Source organism: Mesoflavibacter profundi (genome assembly GCF_014764305.1).
Taxonomy (GTDB): Bacteria; Bacteroidota; Bacteroidia; order Flavobacteriales; family Flavobacteriaceae; genus Mesoflavibacter; species Mesoflavibacter profundi.
In genome coordinates this window covers 1,999,401-2,022,249 of the sequence record NZ_CP061703.1, presented here as the reverse complement: position 1 = coordinate 2,022,249, position 22,849 = coordinate 1,999,401, and the positions used below count along the sequence as shown (strand labels likewise).

The following is a 22,849-nucleotide window of genomic DNA, read 5'->3' as shown; positions in this document are numbered from 1 at the left end:
TAATTCAGGATTTATTTTTTTTATACTTTATAAATTACATTAATCTACATATACCAAAGCGCAATAGTAAAAGACGACGAGGTTATTGAGTTTAGAGCTAATCTTAAATTAACTTTTGAAGTAAAGTAATCTTTCTTTTCTTTTTATTGAATATTAAAAAAGCCTGAACTTTTCGTTCAGGCTTTTTCTTTTGTTTGTGGTTTGTTTATTCTTAGTTGTATTCTCTTATTATCGTTTTAATGTAAAGTGTGCTCTAAATTGCTTCTTCGCTGTCTCATGCGATTCGCCTGGTTCTCTATACTCTACCGTAAACCAATAGTCACTTGTTGGTAATGGATTACCATTATAAGTTCCATCCCATCCTTCGCCCATTGGACTTAATTGCTTTATTAATTTCCCATACCTATCAAATATATAGATAACTGCATCTGGCTGATCGCTTATTCCGTAAATCTGCCATGTCTCATTATAACCATCGCCATTTGGTGTGAAATAATGCGGGTAATCCATAACCATTACTGTTATACTTGACTCGCCACAACCATTTATATCTCTTACCGTTATTGTATGTTCGCCTCCGCTTACATCGTTAAATAGATACGTGTTATCATTTGGTGTGTTTGTATACCACGAACCGCCATCTAATTGGAATTCATATTCTGATATTCCTGTTCCTGTTGCTGTTACTTGTATACTATGCTCATCTGCAAACGCTGGCGTTACTACATCGGCTTGTATACTTGGCGGCGCACTTTCTTCTACGATTGTATTATCGGTACTTATACATCCTGTTACGTTGTCTTCTATGGTTACTGTATAGTTTCCTCCTTGGATTGGTGCTATACTGCTGCCTGTTCCTACTACTGTTCCGTTTAAGGTCCATTCAAACGTGTAGTCTGATGGGTTTAAACCTGTTTCTATCACTAATGGATTGATTACTTCTGTTCCATTTGTATTTACACATAATAGATAATTAGCCTCTAAATCTACTACTGGTAATGGATTTACTGACAATGTTATTTCTGCTACTTCGTAACATACAGAGCTATCTACCATAGTTCCTGTTCCATCGTCTTCCATTGTGTCATTATCTACTCTTACGTAAATTATTTGTGGATTAGATGTGTTTTCATACACTGTTGGTATTGGGTTTGTTCCTGCTTCTGCATCTTGTAAATTATCATAGTAAGTTACTGTATAATTAGTTGGATCTTGACCCATTAATACATCTGCATTTTGCGTGGTTAAATCAAACTGTGCTTGATCATCTGTTGGATCTCCATCAAACTCTATATTATCATCACATTCATAATAGATTGGCATTGATTGATTAGCTTGCGCTGCTTCATTAACTTCTATATTAAACATTGTTGTTACATCACATCCTGTTATTGTATTGGTTATGTTGACATAAATCTCTTGAGGATTTGTGATGTTAAAATATGGACTTACTAATGCGTTTATTCCTGAATCTGCATCAGATTGACTCTCGTGATAGGTTACTGTAAATACTGTCGCATCTTGACCATTTAGTATCTCATCTGTTTTACTTTCTAAATCAAATCCTGCTACTTCATCTGTGTTTAATTCGCATATAATATAATCCTCTATTGGACTTACCTCTGGTAATGGGTTTACTGTAATATCAAAGTTTACCAAAGTAAAGCATCCTGTACCGCCTTTTGTAACTCTCATATAAATAGTTTGAGGGTTTATAGCGGTTCCTGGATTAGCTGGATCTTCATTGGTATGCATTGTTGGGGCTACTATTGGGTTTACTCCCATTAACGCATCATCTAAATCGGTATAATAACTTGCTGTTACATTTGGCTCGCCATTTAATGTTACGTTTTCATAAGTCGTTAAATCAAACATCTCTATCAAATCATTTGGACCTACTATATTAGTATCGTCACACAACTCTAAATCTGTTGGATTTTGATTTGGTGTTGGATTTGGTAACACACGAATGGTTAATGTGGTTAAAGAGAAACATCCTGTATCTGAATCTACAACTCTTACATATACCGTTTGCGCTCCTGATGCTGTATTTTGATACATTGTTGGATCTGGTATTGCATTAACTCCGGTTTGTGCGTCTGATGATGTTTCATAATAACTAACTGTCCAACTTGCTGTTGCTCCCGTTATCTCATCATTTTTTACCGTTAAATCAAATACCGCATAACCATCATTATTCTCATAATATACTGCGTCTAACTCATCACAAATCTCTAATGGTGTTGGTTGAACTAGTACTGGTGGAAACTCTACTCTAATCTCAAATTCACCTGTAGTCACACAACCATTAACATTGCTTTCTAATCGCACATATATGGTTTGAGGGTTATTTTGATTCGTATAATTTCCTGGATTAACAATTGGCATATTACCTGTATCTGCTCCTGCTTGTGTGGTATGATATGTTAATGTGAAATCTAATGGATCTTGTGTCCCTAAGATTTGTGGCGTCATTACTGTTACAAAATCAAATTGATTGTAACCGTCGTTATCATCATCACATATAATATAATCTGGTATATTTACTGGAACTTCTGGTGATGGCTCTACAACTAAATCCATTGTTACTATCGTATAACATCCCGTTAACGTATTCTCTGCTCTTATATAAATGGTTTGAACATTTTCTACTATATTTTCATAAGGACTACTTAATGTATTTTGTCCATTTTCTGCATCTGCTTGGGTCTCATGATAGCTTAAAACTATGTTTGGCTCGTTATTTATAATTCCTGCTGTTTGACTGTCTAAATCAAATCCTGAATAAATCCCATCATTATCTTCATCACATGCTACTAATGGCGATGGCGCTACTGGTGATGGTAATGGATTAACTCTTAAATCTAATGTGATTGTATTAACACAACCTGTAGTATTATCTTCTGCTCTTACATATACCGTTTGCGGATTTGGTCCATTGGTATATGGACTAAATATTTGTGCTGTAGCATCTGCTGTATCTGCACCTAACTGAGTGTCATAATACGTTAAGGTAATTCCGGTTTGACCGTTTAATATTTGTGCATTTGCGTCTTCCAACGTAAATGCTTCTTGCTCATCACCTGGATTATTATAATCACATAAATTTAATTGATCTGGTTGCACCAATACTGGCAATGGATTTACAATTAGATCTAACTCTGTAAGTTTATAACATCCTGTTGCATTATACTCTACACGAACCCAAATGGTTTCCATATTTGGTGTTGTGTTGGTGTAGTTTGATGGTGTTGCTATTGCATTTGATGGTGTTTGTGCATCTGCTTGTGTTTGATAATAGCTTATGGTCACATCGGATGGATTTATATCGTTACTAGAATCTGAATCCAATAAGTTTAATATCTCATCATTAGATTGTATTAAATCAAATGCTACTAACCCATCTGTGTCATCATCACACTCCTCTAATGCTGTTGGTGTAATATCTATTTGAGGTGTTGGGTTTACTATTAATTGTAAATCTACGTAGCTAGCACAATCGGTTACTATAGTTTGACTCTCTACACGCACATAAATAGTTTGTGTGTTTACTACTATATTATCATATGGACTTGTTAATGCATTTACATTATTCTCTGCATCACTCATCGTCTCATGATAGGTTACTACCAATCCTGCTGCGCCTCCTGTTATTTGCCCATCTGCATCTGTTAACATAAACTCACCAAAACCATCACTGTCTGGATCACAATACTCTAATGGTGTTGGGGTAAAAGCGGTTGGTGCTTGCTCTACCTGTAATTCCAGTGTTGTTGTGTCATAACACGTTGTATTTGCATCTTCTACCCTTACATAAATTAATTGTGGGTTAGTTAGATTTGTATACGGAATTGGTAATGGATTTGTTGCTGTTTCTGCATCGGTTAATGTTAAATAATAACTCGCAACATATGAGGCTACTCCGCCTGTAACTTCAGTATCTTTTAATGTTAAGTCTATTTGTGTAATTCCATCTGGTGTGTTATCATCACAAACTTCTAATGGTGTTGGATCTATTGCTATTACCTCTGGATGTACTGTTACATTTTGAGTTGTTGTTGTTGGACATGGTCCGTTTGTTGTATATTCTACAGTATGTACTGAACCTGGTAAAGCTCCTGTTACTGTTCCGGTTGCTGCATCTATTGTCGCTCCTGTTGTGGTTAACACAAATGTTCCGCCTGATAATCCTGTTACTGTCGCTGTTGCACCATCACAGGTTGGGTCTAAATTAAAACTTGAATTATCTGCAGGTAATACATTTAATACAAATGTACTGGTTGCTGGACATTGCGTGGCTGTTGTATACTCTACCGTATAACTTGTACCTGGTGTGGCCATAGTCACTGCTCCTGTACTTGCATCTATCTGTACTGTATCTCCTGATGGTGCTGGTGGATTAAACGTATAGGTTCCGCCTGGCATTGCTACACTATCTACTGTTCCTCCATCACAGTTTGGCACCATTGTAAAACTTGGATCGTCTTGCGCTAATACTGTTACATTTTGTGCACTTACTTCTGGACATGGTCCGCCTGTAGTATATTCTATTGTATAGGTATCACCATAAGTTCCACCTGTTACTGTTCCCGTTACTGCGTCTATTGTTATTGGTGATCCTGGATCTGGATTTAATACAAATGTACCACCGGTATCGCCTGTTATTGTTACTGTCGCACCATCACACGTCGCTGTTGGTACAAAACTAGCATCTTCTAATGGATACACTGTAACGGTTGCTGTTGAACTCGCTGGACAAACTCCGTTAGTTGTGTGTTCTACTGTATAGGTTGCTCCTGGTGTGGCATTTAAAATTGTTCCTGTTGCTGTATCTATAGTAGCTCCATCTCCTGGTATTGGATTAAAGGCATAACTTCCTGGTGTTGCTTCGCTATCTACTACAGCGCCATCACAGGTTGGTTGTAAGGTAAAACTTGGATCGTCTGTAACTAATACTGTAAAGTCTACGGTGGTGGTGGTTGGACATGCGCCTGTTGTTGTATAACTTATACTATGCGTCGCTCCTGATGCTGCGCCTGTTACCAGTCCTGTTACCGGATCTATTGTTGCTCCGGTTGGTGAACTAAAAGTACCGCCTGGTGTTGATACATTACTTACCGTAGCACCATCGCATGTTGGTGTTACTGTGTAACTGGAATCGTCGTTTAAATTTACTATTAAATTAAATAATGGTGTGGTGGTTACATTATAACAACTCGCATCTCCTATAACTTCTATCCTTACATATATTGGCTCTGGATTTGTTACATTAGTATGTGGACTCATTAATGCGTTTACATCACCATCTGCATCTGCAAAACTAGTATGATATGTAACTTCATAATTGGATGCCGGTTGTGTTCCTAATATTAATGGCGTCTGAGTCTCTAAATCAAATGGCATAAATCCATCATTATCCATATCGTCACATTGTACCATGTCCGGCGCTGGATTGATGGTAGGCTGAGTTGTAATATTTAATGTAAAAGTTTCTGTTTCAAAACAATTAGTATTTAAATATTCAATTCTAACATAGATAGTTTGCGGATTACCTAAAGTTGCTGTTGAACTATAGGCTGATGGATTTGCAATAGCATTAATATCTGAATCAGCATCTGTTTGGGATTCATGATAAGTAATTACTAAATCTGCAGGTATTGCTGAAGGCGCTGTTAAAACAGCATCATTTTGTGTTAAATCAAAAATATAAGGAGGAGCTCCTGGATTACACATGAATAAATTATCAGGCAAACCATTATCTACTTCTGGATAAATATCTATACATACTTGTTCTGTATATTCACATCCAAAATCATTCATAACTCTGTAAGTATAACAATATTGTCCTGGAGCAGAAGGTTGTACTGTTATATCATTTCCAGAAGAACTAACTATTGTAGGATCTGAATCCCAAGCTTCAGAAGTAGTTACAGGAGTAAAAGAATACTCTGGTGGCTGTAAGGTTGGATCAAACTCAATACTCCAAGAGAAAATATAACCATTATCTATACTTAGATTATCAATTATTTGTATACACCAATCACCGTTAAGTGGACTGCCTAACAAATTAGACAAGTTACCTTCAGGTAAATAAGTACCAGGTGTTATAGAGTTATTTGGTGGGTTACTACCAGCTATTATTGTTGGTCCGTTTTCAATAGTAACAGTTCCTGTACTTGCAAAACAATAATCTGCTCCAACTCCAGGAGTATTAGAACCATCGTCATTTGCTCCTCCTAGATATGTACCTCCTCCACCAGGATAACCTTTAAGAACAGCCATTTGACCATTGGGACTTATTATATTGATATCTAAATCTCCCATAAAAGAATGCTCCATATTAACACAAATTCCTATGATTTGATTAATATCAGTAAGTGTTAAACCTGAATCATAACAATCTACAGTAACACATGTTTGATAAGTTGCTCCAGAACCGTCAGGCAAAAACGTTGTACCACTTACAGGAGGCGTACAATCATTAATAAACTCAACTTGGTTTGCTACTCCTGTAAGAGTTACTTGTTCTCCAAAACAAGCAGTAGCAGAAGAAGCTGAAGTTCCTGTAAAATCAGGCTCTGTGCTTACTTGTATTACTTGATTTATTAAATTTGTATTAGAACATCCTGCAGGATCTGGATCTGTATTAGTATCTGTAACATTTAAATTTACTATATAAACTCCTGGTGTAGCATAAGAAAAAGTAGCTGTTTGACCAGAGACAAAATTACCATCACCTAAGTCCCATTCGTAAGTTGCTCCTGTACCATCAACAGAAAAATTAGCACTACCGTTTAATGTTATTGGATCTCCCGGACATACTCTTATATAACCATCTCCGTTTGGTGCTGGTGTAGCACTATCTAATTGAGAAACTATTGATTGACAAGGTTCAAAACAAGAGATATTTGCTTCCCAACCAGTTGTATTGGCTGATCCATCTGATACAAATTCTATAGTTAAACATCCTGTAGGATTATTAGGTGTTGCAGACACAAAACCTGGGTTATTAGCTGCTCCTCCACCAGAAAAAGTACCAAATGCATTTGCAGCTGTACTATCACCATCATAGATAGTCATCGTGTCAGAATTTAATTGCGTACTAAAAGCAACAAAATCTAATTGGACTTGTTGACCAGCAACATCTGGACAAATAGTTAGAACAAAATTTTCGTCGTTAGAATAGTTAGCTGCACTTCCTCCTGAGTCATAAAAAACTCCACCACATTGGCTTACTGTGGTAGTTTGCATCAAAACATCTTGTGCAAAAGAAAAACAAATATTTAGAAGTAATAATGGTAGTAAAAATTTTTTCATTTTTTTATCTTTTGTAAGGTTGAAATACTTATTGTAGTTCAATCTCATTTATTTTTTTAAGTTTTGTGCTTTAATAACAATGTAATATTCTGTATTATCAATATGATACATAACAGAACCAACTCTAAAAAACTCCAAATTATATTTTAAAGGATTAAATGTTTCTAGATTAAAAGTTAAATCCCTTTTTAGATTTGGATTATAATTATCAAATAAGCTTACCTGAGATAATTTTTTAACCTTACTTCCTAAATTTCCAGTTATTTTCTTAATTACAATTCTATTTCTTAGTAAGTGTTTAAAATCATTTAGCCTTGCTGGCCTACTTAAAACATACTTATCTAATTTATCTTGATACACCTCTTTAAGCATATTAAACTCTTTAGAAGAAAGAGGAGAATTAATATTATTAGAATACTTAACCGGTTGTGTTTTAAGCTTTTTATTGTGCTGTGCATTAACTTCTTGAGATGCTAATAGCCCTAAAAAAGCAATAGTAAAAAATAGGAAACGATTCATAGTTTTATTGATAGTTATATAATAAGACCGAAAATTAAGAAATTTTTAATAAATACAATGTTAATTTGATAACGTTATTATTACTTTTTTATAACACTTCTAAATAGTCCATTAATAAATACTAATCTTTAAAGTTTTAATTTTATTAATTGCTTATCTTTGCAGACTATTTTTAACATGACATTTTAAACAAAAATGAAGATTGACAATTCTGTAGAAAATATTGAAAATGAAGATCACTTAGGTGAAAACCATATCGGCACAAACCATGACACACCTTTAAGAAAGGATGCATTCAACCTTTCTGATCAAGAAAAAATTGAAAGCATAAAAAAAGATGTCACTAATATAATGAACACTTTAGGTTTAGACTTAACAGACGACAGTTTAAAAGGAACACCAAATCGTGTCGCTAAAATGTTTGTAAACGAAATTTTTGGAGGCTTACATCCAAATAAAAAACCTAAAGCGTCTACTTTTGACAATAAATATCAATATGGCGAAATGCTTGTAGAAAAAAACATCACTGTGTATTCTACTTGCGAGCACCATTTACTACCAATAGTAGGTAAAGCTCATGTTGCGTACATTTCTAATGGAAGCGTAGTTGGTTTATCAAAAATGAATAGAATTGTAGACTATTACGCAAAAAGACCTCAAGTACAAGAACGTCTTACTATTCAAATTGTAAAAGAACTTCAAGAGGTTTTAGGTACAGAAGATGTAGCGTGCGTTATAGACGCCAAACATTTATGCGTAAACTCTAGAGGTATTAGAGATATAGAAAGCAGCACGGTTACATCTGAGTTTGGTGGTGCTTTTAAAAACAAAGAAACTAAACGCGAATTTTTAGATTACATACAATTAGAGACTAAATTTTAGTACAATCATGCAACTTTACCAAGAACAAAACATTAAAATTTATAATTCTTTATCAGGAGAAAAAGAACAATTTAAATCTATACACGAAGGTTATGTAGGCATGTATGTATGCGGACCAACAGTATATAGCAATGTACATCTAGGTAACGTAAGAACATTTATGTCTTTTGATGTAATCTTTAGATATTTAAAATATTTAGGCTACAAAGTAAGATATGTTAGAAACATTACAGATGCTGGACATTTAGAAAATGATGCCGATGTAGGTGAAGATCGTATCGCTAAAAAAGCTCGTTTAGAAGAAATAGAGCCTATGGAAGTTGTACAACGTTACACCGTAGATTTTCATAACATCTTAAACACGTTTAATTTTTTACCTCCAAGTATAGAACCAACAGCAACAGGTCATATTATTGAACAAATTGAACTTATCAAAACAATAATAGATAATGGTTTTGCTTACGAAGTTAACGGTTCTGTATATTTTGACGTACATAAGTATAACGAAAGCAAGGAATACGGCATTTTAAGTAAGCGTAAGCTTGAAGATTTAATTCATAACACTCGAGAACTTGATGGGCAATCCGATAAGAAAAACCCACAAGATTTTGCGCTTTGGAAAAAAGCAGAACCATCACACATTATGCGTTGGCCATCACCTTGGAGTGACGGATTTCCTGGTTGGCACTTAGAGTGTACTGCAATGAGCACTAAATATTTAGGCGAACAGTTTGATATACATGGTGGCGGAATGGATTTAAAATTCCCGCATCACGAGTGTGAAATTGCTCAAAACCAAGCAGCTAAAGGCAAATCGCCAGTTAACTATTGGATGCATGCTAACATGTTAATCATGAATGGTAAAAAAATGGCTAAGTCTACTGGGAATTTTATTCTACCAAACGAAATTTTCACTGGCGACAATCCACATATTACCAAAGCTTTTACACCAAGTGTTGCTAGATTTTTTATGTTACAAGCGCATTATAGAAGTGTTTTAGATTTTACCAACGATGGATTACTTGCAGCAGATAAGGGTTACAACCGTTTAATGGAAGCTATAAAATCTTTAAGCACATTAAAAACAAACGCATCAAGTAGCATAGATATTAATGCATGGAAACAGAAATGTTTTGATGCTATGAACGACGATTTTAATACACCTATTTTAATTGCTAATCTTTTTGAAGCTGTAAAATACATTAACCAAATAAAAGACGAAACAGAACAAATTACTAAAGATGATTTAAACTTACTTACCAGAACCTTAAACGAATTTACTTTTGAAATTTTAGGTTTAAAAGATGACAAAGAAAACTCATCTACTGGTACAGATAAATTATCAGGAACTGTAGAGCTTTTAATAAAATTACGTCAAGAAGCCAGAGCTAATAAAGACTTTGCTTTAAGTGATAAAATTAGAGATGAATTAGCTGAAGTTGGCATACAATTAAAAGATGGTAAAGACGGTACAACGTTTACTTCAAATTAAAACAAATCCTTTCTTTAATTAGAAAGGATTTTTAGTTTATAACCATGAAAAAACTAATCATTAAACCTTTTTTATTTCTTATAAAAATATACCAAACTTTTATTTCTCCATTTACACCAAACACGTGTAGATACCAGCCTACATGTTCGCATTACGCAAAAGAAGCGTTGTTAACTCATGGGTTATTAAAAGGTGGTTGGTTAAGCTTAAAAAGAATATCTAGATGTCATCCATTTGGAGGAAAAGGATTTGATCCTGTACCACCAAAAAATAAAACAAACCACAGCTGATATTTAAATTATAGTTTAGAGAAAAAAGTGATTATTTTTTATCAATCACTGTCATTGTTGCGAAAGCAGGAATCTAAAAAAAAAAAAAAAAAAATTGATTCCGCATCAAGTGCGGAATGACAACGTAAGATGTAACCAATTTTGAGAAACCCAAAAAACATAAAAGAATTATTAGAAATTGATACCGATTTCCTTTATCGAAATTCAGAATTCAAAGCTGATTTGATTTCTGACCATAATAAAAATAGGAATTTTCTACTGTTTGACTTGAAAGCAATTTTTTTTGGTTTGTTTGACCAAATACTAATCTCGGTGTTTGATAAAAAAGCAAGACATCTTGAATTAAGGTCATCAAATTATGAAAACTCTGAATTAAAAAAGCTCATTGATTTATTAATAAATGAATATGGTAACGATGAGAATGACCAAAATTGGTCTGATTGGAAAACTTTTAAACAAATGACATGGTGGTTTAAAAATGATATTCACGAACAGACTTATGACGACTATAAAAATAAGGATGATTTATATTATGGCTTGATGATTTCAGAAGATGAAACTATTGGATTAAGCTTAGCCATTATTGAATATTCTAATATTGATTTTGAATTTGACAAAAAAAACTGGCTACAACAACATTTATAACTCATTGAGACTGTATTTCTAAACGGAATTAATTACAATTTACATTGGTTTTTAACGGAAAATCCTATCGGATTTCCCTCATCAAGTGCGGAATAACAAAACAAGATATAAATTAAAAGGATTGACTTAATACTTCAGCCTTTTTACATTTCTTTTTAATCAATTACTTTTTAATAGATATTGTATCTTTTACAATTCTATACTCGTAGTAATCCATTTTATCACCAACTTCTAGCAATAGTTTTTGAGCCATTCCTGCATTAAGCTCTAAAACAAATTGTGCTTTTGCGTTAGACGGTAAAGAAGATTCGTCCATTGGCTTGGCATTTTCTTGAAAACTAACAATACGTTTATTGTGATCTATAAAGATTAAATCTAAAGGAAAACGAGTGTTTTTCATATAAAAACTACGCTCTCTTATATCTGGAAACACAAATAACATTCCTTGATTTTCTTTCATAGCATCACGATACATCAATCCAGTTTGGATTTCGTAAGGTGTTTTTGCTATTTCTATATCAAATATTTTAATAATTGTATCTGTTGTACCTTTAAACAAAGTTAACTCACCTTCTTTTTTAAAATCTACTTTAACAGGTGTTACTACTTTTTCTTCTTTACAAGAAGTTACAAGTACTAACACTAAAGATATAACTACAAGACTAAATACATTTTTCATTTATGCTTTTTCTGTTTTTTGTTTATACATGAACATAAAATACAGTCCAATTAGAATAAAAGGAATACTTAACCATTGTCCAGTATTTAACATCCAATCTGCACGTTCTGGATTTTGTGCTTCTTTTACAAACTCTACAAAAAATCGTACAGTCCATAATAGCACTAAAAACAACCCAAAAAGGAAACCACGTTGCTCACTTTTATTTGTTTTTAAGTAAAAATACAGCAGAATTAAAAATACAAATACATAACAAAAAGACTCGTATAATTGCGCTGCATGACGATAAGGTATTGCCTCTAATAAATTTGCAAACTTTGGATTATCGGTAACTGCTGCATAGGCTTTTTTTACATCCTTAATTCCTGTAAGTTTTACTATATCGGACTTGTGATAATAATCTTGTACAAATCTAACTCCTAAACTAGAATCTGTGACTTTACCTATTATTTCAGAGTTTATAAAGTTTCCTATTCTAATAAAGACAGCTCCAGATGCTACAGGAATTACAATACGGTCTAAAATCCACATTAGCGATTTGTAATTATATTTTTTTCGGTATAAATACATTCCTACTATAATACCTATTGCAGCACCATGACTTGCTAGTCCTTGAAATCCTGTAAATTCAAATTCTGGTTTTGTTCTAAATGGTAAAAAGACACTTAAAAAATCTTGACCAAACAATTCTGGTTGGTAAAAAATAACATGACCTAATCTTGCGCCTAACATGGTTGCTAATACTGTATATATAAATAGCGGATCAAGATATTCTAGTTTGATTTTTTCGCGCTTAAAAATATAGCTCATTATTTTATGTCCTAAAACAAAAGCTATAATCCACATTAAGCTATAAAAATGAATTTTGAAGTTTCCTGCTATATCTATTCCTGTTATTGGATTCCAGTCAAATTTTAATGCGTACATGTTATTTTTTTTACGATTGTAAATATAGTATTTATGCTTTAGTTATAAATAGAATTAACGCAGGTTTATTAATTAATTGATTTTAAATTTATAATTATTAGGCTTAAAATTATGTTGGCTTATGCGTTAGGGATTGAGCTATTGTTGGAGCACATCTTTGATTGCGACTAGCGAAAGCCCGACGCACTTTTGCCCTAAAAGCAAAAATGGGTAACGCCCAAAATAATTACATAAAAAAAGCCTTTTTACTAATGCAAAAAGGCTTTTTTATTATTTGGAGTTTGAAGGACTATTTTACAACAGTCTCGTCAATTACTTCTTCTTTCTTTTTTAAAGATTGTGCTGCGTCTCCTTTTTTAGCAGTATCGTACATAATTGGTGTTGCGATAAATAATGATGAATATGTACCTACAATTACACCTACGATTAAGGCAAACATGAATCCTCTAATTGATTCGCCACCAAAAATAAAGATCGCTAATAATACTACTAATGTAGTTAAAGATGTATTTAATGTACGGCTTAATGTACTACTTAAAGACTTGTCTATAACTTCTGTGAATGGCCAGTTTGTGTATTCATTAAAGAACTCACGAATACGGTCAAACACTACTACGGTATCGTTTAACGAGTATCCAATTACTGTTAGTATTGCTGCTATAAACGCTTGATCAATTTCCATTGAGAATGGCATAAACTTGTATGTTAATGAGAATACACCTAATACAATTATAACATCATGGAATACTGCTGCTACTGCACCAAGAGAGAATTGCCATCTTTTAAAACGGAATAAGATATATAAGAATACAACTACTAAAGATCCTAATACTGCCCAGAAAGAGGCTTGTTTGATATCGTCTGCAATTGATGGACTTACTTTATATTGGTCCATAATTCCTACTTGCTTATCTGCTTTAGAAAGGTCTTTAAATTCTTCGAAAGATTGACCATTTAAGTAAGGTTGTAACGCACCGTAAAGTTTTGTTCTTACTTCTTCGTCTACTTCGTTAGCTGTTTCGTTGATTTTATATTTAGTTGAAATCTTTAAGTTGTTTTGATCTCCTACAGTTTTTACTGTTGCACTACCAAACACTTCTGGTGAAGCTAAAATTTCTTCTACCTCAACAGCGCTTATTGGCTCTGCAAAACGAACTTGTGTAGTACGTCCTCCAACAAAATCAATACCTTGATCTAATCCGTTTGTAAATAAAGATCCTAAACTTAATACTAATAATACTCCTGAAATTGCATAAGCAACTTTACGTTTTTTAAGGAATTCTATATTAATATTTCTAAATAAGTTTTTAGTAATTCCTGTAGAGAAGTCTAATTTTCCTCCTTTATTAACATACCAGTCAATTAATAATCTAGTAATAAAAATTGCTGTAAATAAAGATGTACCAATACCTATTAATAATGTAGTTGCAAAACCTTTAATTGGTCCTGTACCAAATACGAATAAGATTAATGCTGTTAAACCTGTTGTTATGTTTGCATCTAAAATTGAAGATAAAGCGTTGCTAAATCCGTCGTTAATTGCAGATTTTTGATCTTTACCTTTACCTAATTCTTCTCTAATACGCTCAAAAATAAGTACGTTAGCATCTACCGACATACCAATTGTTAATACAATACCTGCAATACCAGGTAACGTTAATACTGCACCAATACCAGATAAAATTCCGAAGATTAATAAGATATTGAATAACATTGCGATATCTGAGAATATACCTGCTTTACCATAGTAAAACACCATCCATAATAATACTAACACTAATGCAATACCAAAAGACATTGTACCGCTATCTATTGCTTCTTGTCCTAAAGATGGTCCTACTACACTACTTTGAATGATATCTGCTCTTGCTGGTAATTTACCTGCACGTAAAATGTTTGCTAAATCTTTAGCTTCACTTAATTTAAAGTTTCCAGAAATCTCTGTGCTTCCTCCAGCAATTGCACCGTTTGATGCTGTTGGTGCAGAATATACAGTGTTATCTAATACAACTGCAATTTGACCTTGAGTTTTGTATGCTTCACCTGTCATTTCTTCCCAAGTTTTAGCACCTTTACTATCCATTTGCATACTTACAACTACTTTGTTTGCTTGGTTGTAAGATTGTCTTGCATCTGTTACTACAGATCCATTTAATGGTGGCTTATTGTCTCTATTACCTTGTAATACATAAAGATCTACTAACTCGTTACCTTCTTCTACTTTACCAAATACGAATTTAGTATATCTTAATTCTGCTGGTAATTTTGCTCTTACTTCTGGCATTTCAAGATAACTTGCTAAAAGCTCTTTATCTTCTACTTTTACTTGTGCTAAAGTTGCTCCAAATCCTGGTCCAACAAATAAATCTAATAATGGATTTACTTCTGTAACAGTTTCGTCTTGCTCTCCTGTTAATTCTGCAATTGCTTTTTCTTCATCAGACATTTCTTCTTCTGTTGAAGCTTCTTCTGAAGTTTGATCTGTAGCACCTAATTTTTCTTTTAAAACATTGTTAGCTTCTACTAAAAACGAACTAAATAACTCGCCTCTTGATCCGTACCAAAACTCTAATTGTGCAGTTTTAGTGATTAAGTCTGTAGCTCTTTCTACATCTTTTACACCTGGTAGTTCTAATAATACACGACCAGAGTTTCCTAATCTTTGAATGTTTGGAGACGTTACACCAAACTCGTCAATACGCTTACGTAATACTTCAAAAGCAGAAACTACAGACTCGTCTATCTTTGTTTCTAATACTCTTTTAGTATCATCATCAGACATATTTAAATCTATTTCTCCTACTAAAGAACGCGTAGCAAAAATATCTGGAGACGCTAACTTCTTGTCTCCTTTTATAGCATCAAAAGCAACAAAAAAGTCTTCTAAATATGTGTTTTGACTATCTTTTTGTAATTGATCTGCATCGTCTAACGCTTTTCTAAATGTTGGATCTTTACTATCGTCTGCTAGTCCTATTAAGATATCTTTTACAGAAATTTGTAAAATAGCCTCTAATCCTCCTTTTAGGTCAAGACCTAACTTCATAGAGTTTTCTTTTACTTCACTGTAAGTGTTTCCTAAAAATACTTTTTCTTTAGATGTTGCTAAAGAGTCTAAGTAACTTGCTTCAATCTCGTTTACTTTATCATTACGATCTTTTGCAGAAGCATCTACTTTACTTTCTGCTACTTGCTTAGCTTCACTTTCTATCGCATTATTTTTAAATGTGAAAGACAATTGGTAAATACTTACCAATCCAAATAAAACTGCAAATAGTCTTACTAATCCTTTGTTTTGCATTATTGTTTAAATTTTGGTCAATTATAAATCGGGCAAATATACGTTTTTTACCCACGAATTGACAATTATGTTTTAAGTTTGATTATGTTGTTTTTAACGTGTTTATTAACACATTGCGTAGTTACTTATGTTAGCTTAAAGGTCCTGCTCTAACTTCTGGAATTGCGTAACTATTTTCTTTTACAACAAGTGAAGATGTACTTGTGATTTTTACTTTTTTAGCAATTAAACTATTGCTAATACAAATAACATTGTTAAAATAACCTACAGGTATATTTGTTGTTGTAGATCTATCTAAATCCTGCTTAACGACTAAAATACTTTTACCTGCCGAATTTGAGGAATTTGTGTTTAATGGGCTAATTTCGACAACATCTAAATTTATATTTGATGTCTCTTGATTATTGTGATGGTCTTGGTTATTTAATACTAGATTTAACTGAAACTCTATTACATTTTGTAGTTTTTGTTTAACTAAAACCACATGTTTAGAGCTATAATATTTAATCTTAAGTTGCTGATTGGGACTTTGTGTTACTTGTATATTTTTTACACCTAAAACTTCTAATTGTTCTTTAATTAGTGCGATTGCTGTTTTAGATTGATTTACTGTAACGTTTTGGGTATTAAAATGCACATTAACCTCTTGATTGGGTAAAGAGGTATTATTTTGTGTTAGACCAATAAGAGCAAACACAACAATTAAAGCACTTAAGTACCATTTTGTTTTCATGCTGCCAAATATAAAAATTAAATTACTTAAAGTCTATTTTACTTAAATTTAATCATAAAAAAAAGCAGCTATTTTGCTGCTTTTCTTTTGTTTATTGTTTTTTAATTATTGTTTTTCAATATAACCTTCAGGAACTGTCATATCAAATTTATCATCTGGAACAGTATCTTTAGAAACATCTGTGACTTCATATGTCATTACCATATCCATACCTTGTTGTTTTACATCAAAAACCATATGCATAGGAAAACCTTCAAACTTACCTCCAAATGTTGCGGTTTGTTTACTTACCGCTTCTATTTGCGTAGTTGCAAAAACTTTTACCGTCATATCAACACCATCTTGAGTCATGATTATATCATACTCATCACAAGTATAACCTAATATCTCTTTAGCGTTTTCTGTTTTTTTTATGTCAATTCCTTCTGTATCTATATCGTCTTTTACAAATTCTGAAATAGAATACGTCTTACCATACATAGGTATGTTTTGTAAAGTTAAGACTTTATTTTCATCTCTATCTGTTATCGAAATTGTTTCTCCTGTCATTGGATTAGAAGTCTCAGACCTCATCTTTGCACCTTTTATGTAAGTTAAAATTTGCGTGTCGCCTACCATTTGTAATTGTGCATTTAATTGTTCATTTGCACTACTCATTGTCATTTTTGATGTTATAACACCTTCAGTCAATTTTCCTTGTGCAATACTTAATGTTACCGCAAAAGTAAAGGCTATTTGTAATAGTTTTTTCATGATTTTTTCCGTTTAAATTATTAATTCTGAAATGTAAGGATTTTATAACAAACTAATTCTTTTTGAATAAAAAAAGCCTCATTATTAAAATGAGGCTTTTAATTTCCTATTTCATATAAAAGCTTACAGCTCTAATAATCCATTAGTTTTTGATACACCTTCTGCACTTTCTTTCATATGTGCTTGTTCTGCATCACTTAATTCTATTTCTACGATTTTTTCTATACCGTTACGTCCTAAAATTACAGGAACACCAATACATAAATCGTTTAATCCAAATTCTCCTTCTAATAAAGCAGAACAAGGGAACATTTTTTTCTGGTCACAAGCAATTGCTTGAACTAATCCAGAAACAGCTGCTCCTGGCGCATACCATGCAGATGTACCTAATAATTTAGTTAATGTTGCTCCACCTACTTTGGTATCTTCTTTTACTTGATTTAACCTTTCTTCTGAAATAAATTCTGAAACTTTTACACTATTACGAGTAGCATGAGCTGTTAATGGTACCATACCTTTATCAGAATGTCCACCAATTACCATTCCGTCTACGTCACTAATTGGGCATTCTAAAGCTTCTGCTAATCTATACTTGAAACGTGCAGAGTCTAATGCTCCACCCATTCCTATAATACGGTTTTTAGGTAAATCTGTAGTTTTGTGCACTAAATATGTCATAGTATCCATTGGGTTACTAACAACAATAATAATAGTGTTTGGAGAATGCTCTATTAAGCTAGACGATACAGATTTTACAATACCAGCGTTTATACCTATTAACTCTTCACGAGTCATTCCTGGTTTACGAGGTATACCAGAAGTAATTACACAAATATCACTATCTGCTGTTTTAGAATAATCGTTTGTTACACCTGTAATTTTGGTATCAAAACCATTTAAAGATGCTGTTTGCATTAAATCCATTGCTTTACCTTCTGCAAATCCTTCTTTGATGTCTAATAAGACCACTTCAGAAGCGAAGTTTTTAATAGCAATATACTCTGCACAACTTGCACCTACTGCTCCTGCACCAACTACTGTTACTTTCATATTTATAAATTTATATTGTGTTAAAAAATTTGTGTTACAAATTTAACAATTTAAGCGGAAGAATTATGCTAATTTGTTGAGTTTCTAAAAGCTAAAATTAATTCCTAATGTTGCGCTATCAAATTCTGCAATTGCATAAGACGCATTAAGCCCAAAAAAACCTAATTTTAAATTTGCTCCTAATGTTATAATTACACCTTGTGTTGTACTTTCTATAGAAAATGGATCTACAATTTCTTCTGAAAAAAGCACATCATTAGACACAACATAAGTCCCTAATAAATCGGTTGTTGTTTTTGCATCTATATAACCAACAGAACCGTAAAAATTAATAACCTTAAGTTTTGTACCAACAATTAATTGATATAACATAGAATTTACATTTGTTTGAACTTGTTGATTTTCTCCATCTACGACATTGGTTGATGTAAAATCATAACTTCCGTCTAAATGGGTGTAAGCTATTAATCCTGAAATTGCTACTGGAAAAACTTTATCTGCTGGTAACCACGATGTAAATTCTTGCTGAATACCTAAACCGTATAGTCCAATTTTAGCATCTTCGGTTTCTACTTTTGGGAAAAACCTTCCTTTTATTTGCGTACCTTTAAATACTGAAAAACTTCCTTGTAAATATGCTGTTGGTAGTAAATTTACGTTTGCTGCTCCAATACCTGTTGGTAAAGTTAACTCTACTTCTTGATTTCCAAAAATTGGATCGTCATACGTTACAATTACTGTAACATCTGGATCGTTATGTCCTAATGCAGTTGCCACCACTTTTGAAGGACTATTATCTTGAAACCTAATATTTTCATAATCGTTTACATTTAAAACAAACGATTTTTTTTCGTCTTTAATAAATCCTGCATTTCCTATAATAGACAACTCTACACCATATTTTTTTGGTGACTTTGCATTATTTGCCCATCCATTATTTATTCCATAAGCTAATCCATCTGTCGCTGGTAGCAAGTAGCTTGTAGAAAATCGTTTAGCGTCTTCTATTCCTGCTGCTAACAGATCGTTTAAATCGTCTTGTGCAATTGTTGTTGTTACAAACAATACAATTAGCAATTGAGTTATTTTTTTCATCATATATAATTTTTATTATTAACGAAAAAACACCTGTATTGGTGTGTTACAGGTGTTTTATTTTTAGTTTTTGCTAGCTAGACTTATGCATCTATATTTGCATATATTGCATTTTTCTCGATAAATTCTCTACGTGGAGGCACTTCGTCTCCCATTAACATAGAGAATACACGATCTGCTTCTGTACCATTGTCTATTTGCACTAATCGCATGGTACGGAACTCTGGATTCATGGTTGTATCCCAAAGTTGCTCTGCATTCATCTCTCCTAAACCTTTATATCTTTGAATCTTTGAAGATTCTCCAAATTCTTTAACAATATCATCTCGTTCTTTATCATTCCAAGCGTATTGTTTTTTGTTTCCTTTTTTAACTAGATATAATGGAGGCGTTGCTATGTAAACGTGACCAGCCTCAATTAATTCTTTCATGTATCTAAAGAAGAATGTTAAGATAAGCGTTGCAATGTGGCTACCATCGATATCGGCATCACACATAATAACAATCTTATGATATCTTAATTTTGAAAGGTTTAATGCTTTACTATCTTCTTCTGTACCAATAGTTACACCAAGTGCTGTGAAAATATTTTTAATTTCTTCATTTTCAAACACTTTATGCGTCATTGCTTTTTCTACATTTAAGATTTTACCTCTTAAAGGAAGTATAGCCTGAAACGTTCTATCTCTACCTTGTTTTGCTGTTCCACCTGCAGAATCTCCCTCAACTAAAAACACTTCGCACTTTTCTGGGTCTTGCTCAGAACAATCAGATAATTTTCCTGGTAAACCACCAATACTCATTACTGTTTTTCTTTGTACCATTTCACGTGCTTTTTGTGCAGCATGACGTGCTTGTGCAGCTAATATTACTTTTTGTACAATTGTTTTTGCAGTATCTGGATTTTCTTCTAGGTAATCTGTAAGCATTTCTGAAACTGCTTGACTTACACATGCAGAAACTTCACGGTTACCTAGTTTGGTCTTTGTTTGACCTTCAAATTGCGGTTCTGCTACTTTTACAGATACAATTGCAGTTAATCCTTCTCTAAAGTCGTCTCCTGCGATATCAAATTTTAACTTATCTAACATTCCAGACTCATCTGCATACTTTTTTAAAGTATGAGTTAATCCACGTCTAAATCCTGATAAGTGTGTTCCTCCTTCGTGTGTATTAATATTATTTACGTAAGAGTGTAAATTTTCTGCATAACTAGTGTTGTAAATCATCGCAACTTCAACAGGAACTCCGTTTTTCTCTCCTTCAAAAGAAATAGCATCTTGCATTAATGGCTCACGATTACCATCTAAGAATTTTATAAATTCTTTTAATCCTTCTTCTGAGTGGAAGGTTTCACCTTCAAAAGAACCATCTTCTTTCGTAGCTCTTTGATCTATTAAATGTATAGTGATTCCTTTATTTAAATATGCTAATTCACGTAAACGACTAGCTAAAGTATCGTAATTATACTCTAATGTTTGCTGAAAAATTTGTGGATCTGGCTTAAAAGTTACAACTGTACCTCTTTTATCTGTATCGCCTACTGCTTTTACAGGATAAAGCGTTTTACCTCTTTCGTATTCTTGTTCCCAAATTTTACCGTCTCTATGTACAATTGCTTTTAAATGCTCTGATAATGCATTAACACAACTTACACCAACACCGTGTAATCCTCCAGAAACTTTATAAGAATCTTTATCAAATTTTCCTCCAGCACCAATTTTAGTCATTACAACTTCTAATGCAGAAATACCTTCTTTTTTATGTATATCTACAGGTATACCACGTCCATCATCTTCTACAGTAATAGAGTTGTCTTGATTAATTGTTACAGTAATATTATTACAATGTCCTGCTAACGCTTCGTCTATAGAGTTATCTACAACTTCATAAACTAAGTGATGTAATCCTCTTACACCAACATCACCAATATACATGGATGGACGCATACGTACGTGCTCCATTCCTTCTAACGCCTGTATACTATCGGCAGAATATTGTTTTTTTTCTTCGCTCATATATCGAAATATTTAATTTTACTCCTAAGTTAAAAATAGATTGTTAGTCTATCGCAACTAACATATACACATAAAAAAAGACGCTTGTGCGCCCATTATGAGTACAAACAAATATACGAAATATTAAGGCTTTTTCAAGCTTTTTTAAGCCTACTAAAGAAAAATTATCAACATTTGTTAAAAACAATAAAAACCTCTTAAAACGATTAAAAAGTAGCTTAAACGTTATTTTTCGAATTTTTAAGATGTGTTTTTAAATGAAATTTTACAACATTGCTTAAATCGCTTAAAACACATCAATTTATTACCTTATTTGAACAATTGTAAAGTAACTATCTATAATATTGTCTGATAAATTTACAGTTGCTCCTAAATCTGAAAACATTTGAAAAGTTATTGTATCACCAACGTTTAACTGCACTAATGTTTCTGTTTTTCTAGCTGGTGGAGTTACCGGTAAATTTAACAATAAAGTTTCTGGTATTGTCACTACAATTAAGTCCATTTCTGGAAAAACTACATTAACTGTAACGTTGCTAAAGTTTTCCTGCGCGACGATAGTTCCATTTTTTAAAATGCAAACTCCGTAATTTGTAGATGCAGATATTGATGCAGCTGCATTTACCTGCACATTTATTTGATATATACCATTTTGCTTGGCAGTAAATGTGTGTGTTGTGGTGTCATATTCACTATTTAAATCAAAAGATTCACTATCAAAAGGAATATCTGTATATGTAGTTGCTAAGTTTATAGAAGATGATGTAGAGTTAACAAATCCTCCTTTAACTGCTGTTAGCAGTACAGATTCTATAATATCTTTTGAAGGAATCGATTTTATAATCTCGTTAGATGTAACCAAAACCGAGTCTTGCGCAACTAATGTTTTTACAGCAACATTGGTCTCTTCAACAATATCTCTTACTCGCAAATTTCCATTTACATCTAAGGTTGCTGTTGGATTAGGCGTATCTATTCCTACTTGCGCAGTAACACTACAAGTAATAAGGAAAAAAATTATTTTAAACTTTAATTTTACAAACATAAATTTATGATTTATTAAAGCCTTAGGGAATACTCTAAATTACAACAAAAAAATCATTTAAACAATATTTTTTTACATTTTAACGACAAGTAAGTGATTTCGT

General features: G+C 32.8%; 15 protein-coding genes. 4 read left to right on the top strand and 11 right to left on the bottom strand.

From position 1 onward, the window contains the following. Nucleotides 1-228 precede the first annotated feature (228 nt). Together IFB02_RS09065 and IFB02_RS09060 are read right to left on the bottom strand one after the other, a co-directional pair. Nucleotides 229-7,317 carry a T9SS type B sorting domain-containing protein gene (locus IFB02_RS09065; protein WP_191072675.1) on the bottom strand — a complete coding sequence of 2,363 codons (7,089 nt, stop codon included), beginning with the start codon at nucleotides 7,315-7,317 and terminating at the stop codon, nucleotides 229-231. Between the two features lie 48 nt (nucleotides 7,318-7,365). Then, on the bottom strand, nucleotides 7,366-7,836 hold the full coding sequence (locus tag IFB02_RS09060; protein ID WP_106687610.1) for a hypothetical protein: 471 nt from the start codon (nucleotides 7,834-7,836) through the stop codon (nucleotides 7,366-7,368). A 195-nt stretch (nucleotides 7,837-8,031) separates the two neighbouring features. Between IFB02_RS09060 and folE the strand changes: the two genes are divergently transcribed. The 4 genes from folE (at nucleotide 8,032) to IFB02_RS09040 (ending at nucleotide 11,145) form a co-directional block, all read left to right on the top strand. Continuing rightward, on the top strand, nucleotides 8,032-8,718 hold the full coding sequence (gene folE, locus IFB02_RS09055) for a GTP cyclohydrolase I FolE (RefSeq protein ID WP_106687611.1): 687 nt from the start codon (nucleotides 8,032-8,034) through the stop codon (nucleotides 8,716-8,718). A gap of 7 nt (nucleotides 8,719-8,725) precedes the next feature. Next, entirely contained in the window at nucleotides 8,726-10,210 is a 1,485-nt protein-coding gene (gene cysS, locus IFB02_RS09050) for a cysteine--tRNA ligase (RefSeq protein ID WP_106687612.1), read from the top strand. 44 nt (nucleotides 10,211-10,254) lie between these two features. Beyond that, nucleotides 10,255-10,500: a membrane protein insertion efficiency factor YidD gene (gene yidD / locus IFB02_RS09045; protein WP_106687613.1), complete on the top strand. Its 246-nt coding sequence runs from the start codon at nucleotides 10,255-10,257 to the stop codon at nucleotides 10,498-10,500. A gap of 141 nt (nucleotides 10,501-10,641) precedes the next feature. After that, the gene (locus tag IFB02_RS09040; RefSeq protein WP_106687614.1) at nucleotides 10,642-11,145 is read left to right on the top strand and encodes a hypothetical protein; all 504 of its coding nucleotides are present in this window, start codon (nucleotides 10,642-10,644) and stop codon (nucleotides 11,143-11,145) included. Between the two features lie 163 nt (nucleotides 11,146-11,308). On the opposite strand, the gene IFB02_RS09035 is transcribed toward IFB02_RS09040, so the two are convergent. The 9 genes from IFB02_RS09035 to IFB02_RS08995 form a co-directional block, all read right to left on the bottom strand. Next, nucleotides 11,309-11,824, bottom strand: a complete 516-nt coding sequence (locus IFB02_RS09035; RefSeq protein ID WP_106687615.1) for a DUF192 domain-containing protein — start codon at nucleotides 11,822-11,824, stop codon at nucleotides 11,309-11,311. Further along, nucleotides 11,825-12,751 carry a prolipoprotein diacylglyceryl transferase gene (lgt, locus tag IFB02_RS09030; RefSeq protein ID WP_106687616.1) on the bottom strand — a complete coding sequence of 309 codons (927 nt, stop codon included), beginning with the start codon at nucleotides 12,749-12,751 and terminating at the stop codon, nucleotides 11,825-11,827. Nucleotides 12,752-13,040: 289 nt separating this feature from the next. After that, entirely contained in the window at nucleotides 13,041-16,052 is a 3,012-nt protein-coding gene (gene secDF, locus IFB02_RS09025) for a protein translocase subunit SecDF (RefSeq protein WP_106687617.1), read from the bottom strand. Between the two features lie 130 nt (nucleotides 16,053-16,182). Then, the gene (locus IFB02_RS09020; RefSeq protein ID WP_106687618.1) at nucleotides 16,183-16,785 is read right to left on the bottom strand and encodes a hypothetical protein; all 603 of its coding nucleotides are present in this window, start codon (nucleotides 16,783-16,785) and stop codon (nucleotides 16,183-16,185) included. Between the two features lie 105 nt (nucleotides 16,786-16,890). Continuing rightward, nucleotides 16,891-17,538, bottom strand: a complete 648-nt coding sequence (locus tag IFB02_RS09015) for a DUF4412 domain-containing protein (protein ID WP_191072674.1) — start codon at nucleotides 17,536-17,538, stop codon at nucleotides 16,891-16,893. Between the two features lie 123 nt (nucleotides 17,539-17,661). Beyond that, on the bottom strand, nucleotides 17,662-18,588 hold the full coding sequence (gene mdh / locus IFB02_RS09010; RefSeq protein WP_106687620.1) for a malate dehydrogenase: 927 nt from the start codon (nucleotides 18,586-18,588) through the stop codon (nucleotides 17,662-17,664). Nucleotides 18,589-18,672: 84 nt separating this feature from the next. After that, nucleotides 18,673-19,686, bottom strand: coding sequence for a DUF6588 family protein (locus IFB02_RS09005; RefSeq protein WP_317173456.1), 1,014 nt, complete (start codon nucleotides 19,684-19,686; stop codon nucleotides 18,673-18,675). Between the two features lie 80 nt (nucleotides 19,687-19,766). Continuing rightward, nucleotides 19,767-21,701 carry a DNA topoisomerase (ATP-hydrolyzing) subunit B gene (gene gyrB, locus IFB02_RS09000; protein WP_106687622.1) on the bottom strand — a complete coding sequence of 645 codons (1,935 nt, stop codon included), beginning with the start codon at nucleotides 21,699-21,701 and terminating at the stop codon, nucleotides 19,767-19,769. Nucleotides 21,702-22,005: 304 nt separating this feature from the next. Further along, nucleotides 22,006-22,746, bottom strand: coding sequence for a hypothetical protein (locus IFB02_RS08995; RefSeq protein ID WP_106687623.1), 741 nt, complete (start codon nucleotides 22,744-22,746; stop codon nucleotides 22,006-22,008). Nucleotides 22,747-22,849: the final 103 nt, after the last annotated feature.